A 12,140-nucleotide genomic window follows, 5' to 3' on the forward strand; every position below is an offset into this window, starting at 1 on the left:
GCCGGACCCAAATCGAATTGAATTCGGGCACGCCGAATTCATCCCGGCTGGGAGATCGTGCTGGTGGTTTGATTGCCGCTGAAGCGGCGGAGGTGTCGTCGCAGAACCGTTCCGGTCCCGTGACAACTCGAAGAACTTTACGGATCCGCCGGGGCCGTGTCAACCGCCCCTGTCAAGATCTTTTCGCAGGGGCGGTCGAGCGACGGCGCGTCCTCAGAGCGCGACCGGCAGGCCCTCCAGGCCGCGGATCACGAAGTTCGGCTTGCGGACCGGTTCCGCGGCGAGACGCAGGCCGGGGGCCTTGGTCAGCAGGGCCGTCATCGACGCGGCCAGTTCGAGCCGGGCCAGCGGAGCGCCGATGCAGTAGTGGATGCCGGCGCTGAAGGAGATGTGCGGGTTCTCCGTCCGGGACAGGTCCAGCGTCTCCGGGTTCCCGAACACCTCGGCGTCCCGGTTGGCGGAACCGAAGAGCATCGCGATCTCGGCGCCGCGCGGAATCGTCGTACCGCCGATCTCGATGTCGTCCAGCACCCAGCGCTCGAAGAGCTGGAGCGGGGTGTCGTAGCGCATCAGCTCCTCCACCGCCGTGGGGATCAGCGCGTGGTCCGCCCGCAGGGCCGCCAGCTGCGCGGGATGACGGAACAGGGTCCACCAGCCGTTCACCGTGGCATTGACCGTGGCCTCGTGCCCCGCGTTCAGCAGCAGCACACAGGTGGAGATCATCTCCTGCTCCGTGAGCCGGTCGCCCTCGTCATGGGCGGCGATGAGCCCCGAGATCAGATCGTCGGCCGGCTCCTTGCGGCGGGCCTCGATCAGCCCGCGCAGATACTCGGTGAATTCCTCCGAGGCCCGCACCGCCCTGCGCGCCGCGTCCTCGGACGGATTCAGCTCGTACATTCCGCAGATGTCCGCCGACCAGGGCCGCAGAGGCGCCCGCTCGGAATCCGGGACGCCCAGCATCTCCGCGATCACGGACACCGGCAGCGGCTCCGCCACATCGGTCAGCAGGTCCCCGCCGCCGGCCTCCACCAGCCGGTCGACCAGCTCGCCGGCCAGGCCCTCCACGTACGGCTTGAGCCGCTCCACCGTGCGCGGGGTGAACGCCTTCGACACCAGACGCCGGATCCGTGTGTGGTCCGGGGGCTCCAGATCGAGCATCCCGTGGTCGTTGAGCACATGGAACGGCTCGTGCTCCGGCGGTGGTGCCGTCCGTCCGAAGTCCTCGTGCGTGAACCGGTGCTGATACGTCCGGCCCAGCCGGCGGTCCCGCAGCAGGGCGGACACGTCCGCGTGGTGCGGCACCAGCCACTGGTTCGTCGGCTCGTAGTAGTGCACCCGGCCTCGCGCACGCAGTTCCTCGTACGCCGGGTACGGGTCCGCCAGGAAGGCCGGATCCCACGGGTCGAAGGCCCGCGAACTCTCCATAGCTGCCATGAACGGACGCTAGCCCGGCCCGCCCCCCGCTGACCAGGGCCGACCCGGACCGCGGGCGCCGGACGGCGTCAGCGGGGAGTGACCAGCCGCGCCTCGTAGGCGAACACCGCCGCCTGCGTCCTGTCCCGCAGTCCCAGCTTCACCAGGATGCGGCTGACATGGGTCTTGATCGTCGACTCCGCGACGACGAGCCGCTCGGCGATCTCCGCGTTCGACAGTCCCTGGGCTATCAGCACCAGCACCTCCGTCTCCCGGTCGGTCAGGTCCCCGTACGCCCCGTGCGCCGCCGACATCCGGGGCTCCTCGGCGAGCTTGGAGAACTCCGTGATCAGCCGCTTGGTGACCGAGGGCGCGAGCAGCGCCTCCCCGGCCGACACGACCCGCACCCCGTCGGCGAGCTGGCGGGCCGAGGCGTCCTTGAGCAGGAAGCCGGAGGCCCCCGCGCGCAGCGCCTGGTACACGTACTCGTCGAGGTCGAACGTCGTCAGCACCAGCACCTTCGCGGCGCCGTCCGCGGCGACGATCTCGCGGGTCGCGTCGATGCCGTTCATCTCCGGCATCCGGATGTCCATGAGGACGACGTCCGGTTGCAGCTCGCGGACCCGGTCGACGGCCTCCCTGCCGTTGACCGCCTCGCCGACCACCTCGATGTCGGGCATCGCTCCGAGCAGTACGGAGAAGCCCTCGCGGACCATCATCTGGTCGTCGGCGATCAGCACCCTGATCGCGCGACCCGTGCCGCCCGTCATCCGCTCTCCTCCCCCGAGGGCACCGGCAGGAACACCGTCACCTCGTAGCCTCCGTCGTCCGTGGGTCCCGTCGTCATCTCGCCGTCCAGCATCGTGACCCGCTCGCGCATTCCCGTGATGCCGTGTCCCGCCCCGTGCGTCGACTTCTCCAGGCGCGTCACCGGCGCGGGACCGTTGACGACACGCAGACCGAGCCCGCCGAGCACATAGCCGATCTCGACCCGGGCCGAGGCTCCCGGCGCGTGCCGCAGGGTGTTGCTGAGAGCCTCCTGCACGATCCGGTAGGCCGAGAGCTCGACGCCCTGCGGCAGTTCGCGCACCGCTCCGGTGACCGTCTTCTCCACGGTCAGACCCGCGTCCCGGACGTTGGCGAGGAGCCCGTCCAGATCGGCGAGGGTGGGCTGCGGCGCGTCCGGCGCCTCGTAGTCCTCGGCCCTGACCACGCCCAGGACCCGGCGCAGCTCGGTCAGAGCCGCCACCGCGTTCTCGCGGATCGTGACGAAGGCCTGCTCCAGCTCGGGGGGCGGGTTCTCCACCCGGTAGGGCGCGGCCTCCGCCTGGATGGCGACCACCGACATGTGGTGGGCGACCACGTCGTGCAGTTCGCGGGCGATCGTCGTGCGCTCTTCGAGCAGGGTGCGCCGGGAGCGCTCCTGGGCCGTCTCGGTCTGGTGGGCCGTCACCTCCCGCTCGGCCGTCCTGCGTATGTTCCGGACCGTGACGATCAGGAGGATCAGCGCGGAGACGAAGAGGAGGGGGAAGGAGTTCGCGCTGTAGTACCCCGCGCCGAAGACCGTCTCGACGGTCAGGCTGTACGCGGCGGTCAGCAGCCACATCCAGGCCGCGACGCGAGGACGCGACCGCAGGGCGACGACCGTCAGCACGGTCACGTGCGCCACGAAGCTGCCGGGTGCCCACGGCCAGTCGCCCCAACGGCCGTCGAACACGGAGACGACCGGGACCGCCGCGATCGAGAACCAGAAGGCGCCGATCGGACGGACGAGGGTCGCCAGGACCGGGAGCAGGGCGAGGAGCCCGCACAGCAGGGACGCGAACGGTCCGCTGCCGGGGCCGCCGGCGGCGGTGTCACCGGCGGCCATGGCCAGCAGGCCCATCGCGGCCACCGTCGCGTGCGGGGTCCAGGCGGCGTACCTGCGCAAGCCCGGGGACAGGCGGCGGGTGATGGGGCCGTCCGTGCGCATGCGGGGCAGCGGGCGGTAGGCGAAGGCGTCGTGGAACATGTCCTGCCGCAGGCCGCGCAGGGCGTCCGCCGCGAGGCGGTACTCCGGGCTGCGGGACTTGGCCCCGGCGCCGCCGGGGGGCGGGGACATCGTCTGCGTCTGGGTCGTCTCGGTCACGTTCAGAACGGTAGGCCGGACGGGGCGCGGGGTCGTCACCTGCGAGGAGGGTCCTCGGGGATCCGTCTCAGGTACTACGGGGAGGGGTCCGCCGGACGCGGACCACGCGGGACGGACGGTCCGCGGGGCGGCGGGGACCCCGCTCGTGGACGCTGAAGGCGAACCAGCACAGGGTGAGGGCACAGCCGAAGACGGGCAGCCAGGCGGCCCGCGCGGCCACCCAGAGCAGGGAGTCGGGGACGGTGTGCAGGCCGGGGAGCCGGCCCGCGAGCAGGCCGAGGGCGGTCACCGCCATCAGGGACGTCTGGTGCCAGAGGAATATCGTCATCGCGGAGAGGTTGGCGAAGGCGATGCCGGCCCAGAGCGCCGGGCGCCGCATCCCCCGGCGCAGCGGCTCGCGCAGCAGCAGGGCGAGGCCGCACTGGGCCAGGCCGAAGGTCACCGCGGCCAGTGTCGGCGGGTCCAGGTTGGAGACCGCGGCCCCCGGTACGCCGACCATGGACGCCGGATAGCCGGCCCAGGTCACCAGCCCGACGGTGGCCACCGCACCGCCGGTGAACAGCACCCAGCCCGCGCGCCGCCGCTCCAGCTCGCCGCGGGTCCAGGCCGCGCCCAGGGTGTACGGCACCAGCCAGCCCGCCCCGACGTTCACCCAGCCGAGCCAGGCCGGGCCGCCGAGGCCGAAGCGGACGACGTCGACATGGAGGACGACGGCCAGCGGCCACAGGGGGTTCAGCCGGGTCAGCAGCGGTGTCGCCGCGGTCAGTCCGGCGAAGACCACGAGGAACCAGAGCGGGGACAGCGCCAGTTTCACCAGGGTGTGCACCGTGCGGAAGTCGGCGCCGGACACGAGCAGTCCGGCGGTCGCCACCGTCCAGAAGGTCAGCACCGCGGCCACCGGCCGCAGCAGCCGGCCCAGGCGGGCGCGCAGCCACTGCCCGTACGTCGTGCCGCGGGCCCGTGCCGAGGCGTAGCTCCTGGTCGCCACGTGGCCGCCGACGAGGAAGAACACGGCGAGCGTCTGGAAGGCCCAGGACACCGGGGTCAGCCAGGGCATGTACCGCAGGGGGCTCGCCGTGCGGAGCGCGCCGCCGTCCGTGACGAGGGCGGTCACCAGCCAGTGGCCGAGGACCACGCCGAGGATCGCGAGGGCGCGCAGGGCGTCCACGGCCCGGTCCCGCTCCGCGGGGGTGGCCCGGTCGAGGCGGAGGACCGCGGTCCGTAACCGGGTCGGGCCGGGCGTGCGGGCCGGGGCTTTCGGGGCGGTGGTGCCGGTCAGGTCACGCACGGGTCACCTCCGGGGTGTCGCCGAGGACGATGCGGGTGAGGTTGGCCAGGGACTCGGATCCCGGCGCGAAGTAGTCGCTGTGGCCCGCGGTGCCGGCCCGGAAGACGCGGGCGCCGAAGGAGGGGGACACCGGGTCGGTGCCGAAGCCGACGGTCGTGCCGAACAGGCCGAGGCTCGTGTGCGGGACGTGCGCGACCCAGTCGGCGGAGCCGCGGGCGGCCCAGACGCGGGCGGAGGTGTGCAGGGCGGAGGCCGAGGGGGCGCCGGTGCCGGGGCTGCCGATGACGACGAGATCGCTGACGTGGAGGCCCGGGGCGGCTCGGCCGCAGACCACCGAGCCGTACGAGTGGCAGATCAGGGAGAGGTGCGCCGACGGGCCGACGACTCCGCGCAGCCGGTGCAGGAACGTCTTCAGCAGGGGGGCCGCTCGGTCGGCGCGGCCGGTCGTCAGGACCGTCGTGCTCACGGTGCCGGGGGTCTCGTACCCGAGCCAGGCGAGGACGGCGCCGCGGGAGCCGAGGCGCCGGTGCAGGGCGAGGGCGCCGGCGCGGAACCGGCCGTACGTCTCCAGCGTGGTGTCGGAGCCCGGGACGAGGACGGCCACCCGGTCGGCGTGGGCGAGATCGCCGAAGACCTCGACGGCCCGGCCTTGACCCCGGCCGTCGAAGGAGAGGAGACGGCGGGCGGGCACGGCCAGGGCCCGGTCGGCGGCGGCGCGGGTGCGGTCGCCGTGGGCGGCGGCCATCCGGGCCGCCTCCGCCGCGTCCGCCCGGTTCGCCTCGTACGTGCTGTCGAGGTTCGCCGCCGTCGGCGGGGCGAGGACCGCGGGCGCCGGTGCGGGGATCCGGGGACGGGCGGCGGCGGACACCGGGATCACGACTGCGGCGGTGACGAGCGCGGCGAGCAGCGTCCGCCGCAGCCGGCGGGCGAGTTCCGTCCACCGTGCCGGCGCGGAACGGGCCGACGCCCGCCGCCGCCGAGATGCGGCCCGGTCCCGGGCCTGGGGACGTCCCGGCCACGGGACCGCCCGGCCCTGGGCATCGGGGTGCGGGTCCGCGGGGTGCGGGTCCTCAGGCTGTCCGTCCTCCGGGGGCGGGGCCGACGGGTGCAGGTCGTCAGGATGCCGGCCCGCAGGCTCCCGGCCCTCGGCGTGAGGGTCCGCGGACTGCCGGTCCCCGGGATGTCGGCCCGAAGACTGCCGGTCCTCCGGGTGCCGGTCCTCCGGGGGCGGGGTCTCGGGGGTGTTCGGGATTCGCTCGTCGGGCGGTGTGGAGCGGTGGTCCATGGTGTCCGTCCCTCCCCGTCCGCCCGGTCGTCGGGCGTCGCTGGGAGGGAAATTACGGATCGCCGTCTGTCGTCCGCGTCCCGCTGCGGACCCCATTGGAGACGTACCTCTCAGGTACTACGGGTATGACAGGGGTCGGGCAACAGGCTTGACTACCAGGCCAGTTGGGCGATCTCTTCCGCCACCACGGCGCACGCGTCCGCGGCCGGGTCGATCAGGGGGAAGTGGCCGACGTCCTCCAGCAGCGTCAGGCCCACCACCTCGCCGGCCCTGGCCGCCGCGTCCGCGTACGACTCGGCGACCGCCTGCGGTACGACGAGGTCGGCGCGGCCCTGGACGAGGGTGGTGGCGATGCCGGTGGGCAGCAGCCGCACCGGGTCGGCGTAGGGCAGGCGCTCCGCGAACGTGGCCTCTCCGCCCAGGAGTTGGCGGGAGGCTCCGCCGCACACCGCGAGTTTCTCGGCGACCTCGAAGTCGGCGATCGGCGCGAGGGCGACGACACCGCGCAGGGGTGCGGGGCGGTCCGTGCGCCAGGGCGCGTCCTCGGGCAGGAGGTGACGGGCCGCGGCCCAGAGCGCCAGGTGGCCGCCCGCCGAGTGGCCGGTGATCACGATCCGCCCGGGGTCGGCCTGCGGGAGCGCCCGGCGGACGAGCGCGGGCAGCGCGTCGAGGGCGGCCGCCACGTCGTCGAAGGTGTCGGGCCAGCGGCCGGCGACCGGCGCCCCGGCGACCGCGTCGGTCCCGGGCGGGCCCGGGGCGTCCGCGGGGCCGCTCTGCGCGGGGATCACGGACCCGGCCGGAGCCGGGGCCTCTCCGCGGCGGTACTCGATGTTCGCCACGGCGAAACCGCGCCGGGTCAGGAAGTCGGCGAAAGGGGTGACGTGACGCCGGTCGTACGGGGCACGCCAGGCACCGCCGTGCAGCACGGCCACGAGCGGGGCGGGGACCGCCGGATCGGGATCGCGCGGGGCGTAGAAGTCGATCACCTGGTCGGGGTGGTCGCCGTACGTCAGGGTGATGTCGGGGTCCACGGCCGGGTGCGAGAAGGCGGACGCCTCCTCGGCGGCGTCGCGCGCGATGGCGGCGGCGTCGCCGTCCCGGGATGCGGCGTCGTCCTGCATGCTCCAACCTCTCAGCGGTGAAACGGATTTGGCGGACGAGGGAACAATTCGGCCGTTTGCGGGGACGGTATCAGGCCGGTGTCCGGGGTCGAGCCCTTCGCATACCCGGCGTACGGGTAGGGGCGGAGGGGATTTCGCCCCCTCCGCCCCTGCCCTTCCCGTACCCGGGGCTCAGCCCAGCGTCTCCGCCAGGACCCTCGCCGCGCGTTCCGCGTCCGCGAAGCCGACGTACAGAGGGGTGAAACCGAAGCGGAGGATGTCCGGGTGCCGGAAGTCGCCCACGACACCCCGCTCGATCAGTCGCTTCATCACGGCGCCCGCGTCCGCGCAGCGCAGGGCCACCTGGCTGCCCCGCTCCGCGTGGGCGGAGGGGGTCACCGACTCGACCCGGCCCTCGGGCACGTACGCCGCGACGCACTCCAGGAAGAAGTCCGTCAGGGCGAGCGACTTGGCGCGGACGCTCTCGACGGAGACGCCGTCCCACACCTCCAGCGCCGCCTCGAGGGCCAGCATCGACAGGATGTCCGGCGTGCCGACCCGCCCGCGCAGCGCGCCCGGCGCGGGCTCGTACGACGAACTCATCGCGAAGGGCTCGGCGTGCGAGTTCCAGCCGGGCAGCGGGGAATCGAAACGGTCCTGGAGGTCCGCGCGGACGTACAGGTACGCGGGCGAACCCGGGCCGCCGTTCAGGTACTTGTAGGTGCAGCCGACCGCCAGGTCGACACCGTGCTCGTCGAGACCGACCGGGAGGGCGCCCGCGGTGTGGCACAGGTCCCAGACGGCGAGCGCGCCCGCCGCGTGGATCTCGGCGGTGAGGGCGGGCAGGTCGTAGCAGCGGCCCGTGCGGTAGTCGACGTGGTTGAGCAGCACCGCGGCCGTGCGGGGGCCGAGCGCCGAGGACAGCTCGTCCGGGTCGACCGGCCGCAGCTCGCAGCCGGTCATCCGGGCGGCCGAGGCGGCGATGTACCCGTCCGTCGGGAACGTGGTCGCGTCGACGAGGATCTCGTCGCGCCCCTCGCCCGCCAGCCGCACCGCGCCGACCAGCGCCTTGAAGACGTTCACGCTGGTCGAGTCGCCGACCACGATCTGTCCGGGCGCCGCGCCGACCAGCGGGGCGATCCTGTCGCCGATCCGCTCGGGCGCGGTCCACCAGCCGCTCTCCTCCCAGGAGCGGATGCGCAGTTCGCCCCACTGCCTGCGCACGACGTCCTCGACCCGGCCGGGGACCTCGACGGACAGCGCGCCGAGCGAGTTCCCGTCCAGGTACACGACGTCGTCGAGCACGAACCGCTTGCGCAGCGCGGCGAGTTCGTCGGCGGCGTCCAGTTCGGCCGCGCGCGCGGCGAGCACGGACTCGGGGGTTCGCTCAGACATAGGACCTCGCTGTCCACAGCTCGGGGAAGACGTTCTTCTGCGCGCGCTTCTCCAGCCAGGCCACCCCGGCGGAGCCGCCCGTACCGGTCTTCGAACCCATCGCCCGCCGCGTCGCGACGAGATGGTCGTTGCGCCAGCGCCACACCAGCTCGGCGACATCGGTCAACGCCTCGCCGAGGCGGGCGAGTTCGTCGCTGTCGTCACCGGAGTACAGAGCCGTCCAGGCGGCCTGGACCTCGGGCACGGGCTCGTAGCGCAGCGACACGTCACGCTCCAGCACCGAGGCCGGGATCGCGTGGCCGCGCCGCGCGAGCAGCCGCAGCACCTCGTCGTACAGGCTCGGCTCGTGCAGCGCCTTCTCCAGCTCGGCGTACACGCGCGGCGCGCCCCGGTGCGGGACGAGCATCGACGCGGACTTCTCGCCGAGCAGGAACTCCATGCGCCGGTACATCGCCGACTGGAAACCGGAGCCCTCGCCGAGGGCCGACCGGTAGGAGTTGAACTGCGCGGGGGTCAGCTGTCCGAGCGGGCGCCAGGAGGCGTTGAGCGCCTCCAGCTCCCGTACGGACCGCTTCAGCGCGGCCACCGCGACGGGGACGTCGTCGGCGCGCAGCGCCTTGGCCGCCGTCTCCCACTCGTGGACGATGACCGTGAACCACAGCTCCATGACCTGGGTCGTCACCAGGAAGACCATCTCTCCGGGGTCGTCGGAGAGGGTGTGCTGGAGGTGGGTGAGCACGTCCGCCTGTACGTAGTCCTCGTACGGCGTCGTGCCCTGGAAGTCGAGATGCGGGGTCTCGGGCTCCTGAGCCTGCGTGGGCTGAGCCTGGTGGGACATCGCTGTCTCCCTGAATCGTGCTCCGGGTAGCGGTCCGCCCCTGCCGTTACCGACACGGGGGCCCCGGTCCCCACCGGGCATCCTCCACAATCGTCCCCCGGAACCGCAAGGTCCGCCTGGTCACACCAGGCGGACCTGTTTCCGGAGCCCTCACGGAGGGTCCCCGCGCCGAGGATTCAGCCCTAGCCCAGGGTCTGGGCCGCCGTCGGCGAGGAGTCCTTCAGGAACTGCGAGCAGCGCTCGTACTCCTCCTGCTCGCCGATCACCTGCGCGGCGCGGGCGAGGGCGTGCAGGGCACGAAGGAAGCCACGGTTGGGCTCGTGCTCCCAGGGCACGGGACCGTGCCCCTTCCAGCCGTTGCGCCGCAGGGAGTCGAGACCGCGGTGGTAGCCGGTACGGGCGTAGGCGTACGACTCGACGACGCTGCCCCGCTCGAACGCGTCGTCGGCGAGCTGCGCCCAGGCGAGCGAGGAGGTCGGGTACTTCGCGGCGACGTCGGCGGGGGCCGTGCCGTTCGCGAGGAGCTCGCGCGGCTCCGGGTCGTCGGGGAGACGGGTCGGGGGCGGTCCCCCGAGGAGGTTCTCGTGAATCGTCATGGGTTCCAGTCTGCTGCATCGTGCGTGATCGGTGACGGTTGCCCGGCGCGGTGGGGAACGATCGGTTCCGCGGCCGGACCGGGATCCGGGCCCACCGAACGCCCACCGAACGTGTCCAGGCCGAACCAGGAGGGCACCCGGCCCCGACCACCGGACCACCGGACCACCGGGCCACCGGGCCACCGGGCCACCGGGCCACCGGACTGACGGACCACCGGTGACCCGACCACCGGACCGACGGACCGACGGACTGCCGGACCACCGGACCACCGGACCGACGGACCCGGCGTGGTCACGAAGCCGGATCAGTGCTGGACGGCCCGGCGCTCCGGGGACCCGGGGTGCCGAGGACGCCCCGGGAGCGTTCCGGCTCCAGTGGGGGTGCCGTCAGCGAGCCGTGCCTGCGGCACTCGGGACGCAGACAGCCGGGCGCCGGACGGCGGACGGTCGTGAAGGCCAGCACCGCCCCGACGACCAACACCCCCGCGCACAGCGGCATCGCCCGGCGGAAGGCCGCGTCGAAGGCGTCCGCCGAGCGGTAGGCCTCCGGTCCCATCCCGGTCAGCAGCGGCAGCGCGGCCACGGCGACGAGCCCGGCCGCACGGGCCGCCGCGTTGTTGATCCCGCTGGCGAGACCGGCGCGCCCGGTGTCCACGGAGGCCAGGACGGTCGCGGTCAGCGGGGCGACCAGGGTCACCATGCCCAGGCCCATCACCAGCAGCGCGGGCAGCACGTCGGCGACGTACGAGGCGTCCTTGCCGACCCGCAGCATCAGCAGCATGCCCGCCGCGCACAGCAGCGGCCCGACGGTCAGCGGGATGCGCGGCCCGATGCGCTGGGAGAGTTCGCCGGAGCGGGCGGAGAAGAGGAGCATCAGGACGGTGGTCGGCAGGAGGGCGGTGCCGGCCTGGAGCGCCGAGTAGCCCGCCACGACCTGGAGCTGGAGCGCGGTGAGGAAGAAGAAGCCGCCGAAGGCCGCGTAGACGCACAGGGTCACCAGGTTGACGGCCGTGAACTGGCGCGAGGCGAAGATGTCCAGGGGCATCATCGGGTCGGGCCTGCGCCGCTCGACGTACACGAAGGCCACGCCCGCCCCCACGCCCGCGACCGCCGCGATCGGCACGAGCGGGGAGCCGCCCCTGGCCTCGATCAGCGCGTACGTCACCAGGGCGAGCGAGAGGGCGCCGAGGACGGCGCCGAGGACGTCGAAGCCACGATGCGCCCCCTCCGTCCCCGTCCCCGTCCCGGCCCCGGTCCCCGTCCCTGCCCCGGTGGCGGTCGCCTTGAAGCCCGCCCCCATGGACTCCGGGACGTGGCGCAGGGCGACCGGGGCGCACACCAGCGCGACCGGGATGTTCAGCAGGAACACCCAGCGCCAGCCGGGACCGTCCACCAGCCAGCCGCCGAGGAACGGTCCGACCGCGGCCCCGACGCCCCCGAAACCCGACCACAGGCCGATGGCGCGGGACCGGTCGTCGGGATGGAAGGAGGCCTGGATGATCGCCAGCGACCCGGGGGTGAGCAGCGCCCCGCCGACGCCTTGGAGGACACGGGCCGCGATCAGCACGTCCACGTTCGGAGCGAGCCCGCACAGCAGCGAGGCGGCGGCGAACCACATCACCCCGAGGACGAAGATCTTCCGGCGGCCGAAGCGGTCCCCGAGGGAACCGCCCAGCAGGATCAGCCCGGCCAGCGACAGCATGTAGCCGTTCACGGTCCACTGGAGGGCGGCGAGGCTCGCGTCCAGGTCACGGCCGATGGTGGGCAGGGCGACATTGACGACGGTCGAGTCCAGCAGGGCCATGCTGGAGCCGAGGACCGTGGCCAGCAGGATCCACTTCCCCGTCGGGGAGCCGATCCGGACCGCCGGTCCGCCGTCCGCGGGTCTGCCGTCCGATGCGTCGCGCGCTGGCACAGCCATACCTCGGAGCATACGGAAGGGCCCGGCACCGTGGCAGGTGCCGGGCCCTTCCCCGGGTGCGGGCGTGCCGGGGGGCCCGGGCCCCCGGCGGCCCCCCCGCCCCTAAATGATGCGGGTGGCCGGGGGAAGCGGGGCGGGCCAGGGCGGGGTCACCCGCGGGGGCCTACCGGCCGCCG

At 73.6% G+C, this 12,140-nt stretch carries 10 protein-coding genes; all 10 read right to left on the reverse strand.

The genetic code is table 11. From position 1 onward, the window contains the following. Positions 1 to 213 precede the first annotated feature (213 nt). Entirely contained in the window at positions 214 to 1,434 is a 1,221-nt protein-coding gene (locus tag ACFWI4_RS40345; protein WP_387206575.1) for a cytochrome P450, read from the reverse strand. A 68-nt stretch (positions 1,435 to 1,502) separates the two neighbouring features. After that, entirely contained in the window at positions 1,503 to 2,183 is a 681-nt protein-coding gene (locus tag ACFWI4_RS40350) for a response regulator (protein WP_385408430.1), read from the reverse strand. Next, the gene (locus tag ACFWI4_RS40355) at positions 2,180 to 3,541 is read right to left on the reverse strand and encodes a sensor histidine kinase (RefSeq protein ID WP_387206577.1); all 1,362 of its coding nucleotides are present in this window, start codon (positions 3,539 to 3,541) and stop codon (positions 2,180 to 2,182) included. Before ACFWI4_RS40355 ends, ACFWI4_RS40350 begins: the two co-directional genes overlap by 4 nt. Positions 3,542 to 3,608: 67 nt before the next feature. Next, positions 3,609 to 4,820 carry an acyltransferase gene (locus ACFWI4_RS40360; RefSeq protein ID WP_387206585.1) on the reverse strand — a complete coding sequence of 404 codons (1,212 nt, stop codon included), beginning with the start codon at positions 4,818 to 4,820 and terminating at the stop codon, positions 3,609 to 3,611. Between the two features lies 1 nt (position 4,821). Continuing rightward, positions 4,822 to 5,748 (reverse strand): alpha/beta hydrolase, encoded by a 927-nt coding sequence (locus ACFWI4_RS40365; protein WP_387206587.1) that lies wholly within the window; start codon positions 5,746 to 5,748, stop codon positions 4,822 to 4,824. Between the two features lie 518 nt (positions 5,749 to 6,266). Next, on the reverse strand, positions 6,267 to 7,235 hold the full coding sequence (locus tag ACFWI4_RS40370; protein WP_387206579.1) for an alpha/beta hydrolase family protein: 969 nt from the start codon (positions 7,233 to 7,235) through the stop codon (positions 6,267 to 6,269). A 171-nt stretch (positions 7,236 to 7,406) separates the two neighbouring features. Next, a complete protein-coding gene (gene kynU, locus ACFWI4_RS40375; RefSeq protein ID WP_387206581.1) occupies positions 7,407 to 8,609 on the reverse strand; it encodes a kynureninase in 1,203 nt (400 codons plus the stop codon). After that, entirely contained in the window at positions 8,602 to 9,447 is an 846-nt protein-coding gene (locus ACFWI4_RS40380; RefSeq protein ID WP_385408440.1) for a tryptophan 2,3-dioxygenase family protein, read from the reverse strand. Before ACFWI4_RS40380 ends, kynU begins: the two co-directional genes overlap by 8 nt. Positions 9,448 to 9,629: 182 nt before the next feature. Next, the gene (locus tag ACFWI4_RS40385) at positions 9,630 to 10,043 is read right to left on the reverse strand and encodes a DUF3151 domain-containing protein (protein ID WP_385408442.1); all 414 of its coding nucleotides are present in this window, start codon (positions 10,041 to 10,043) and stop codon (positions 9,630 to 9,632) included. A 292-nt stretch (positions 10,044 to 10,335) separates the two neighbouring features. Further along, positions 10,336 to 11,964, reverse strand: a complete 1,629-nt coding sequence (locus ACFWI4_RS40390; protein ID WP_387206583.1) for an MFS transporter — start codon at positions 11,962 to 11,964, stop codon at positions 10,336 to 10,338. Positions 11,965 to 12,140: the final 176 nt, after the last annotated feature.

This window comes from Streptomyces sp. NPDC127038 (assembly GCF_042725875.1).
Classification (GTDB): Bacteria; Actinomycetota; Actinomycetes; order Streptomycetales; family Streptomycetaceae; genus Streptomyces.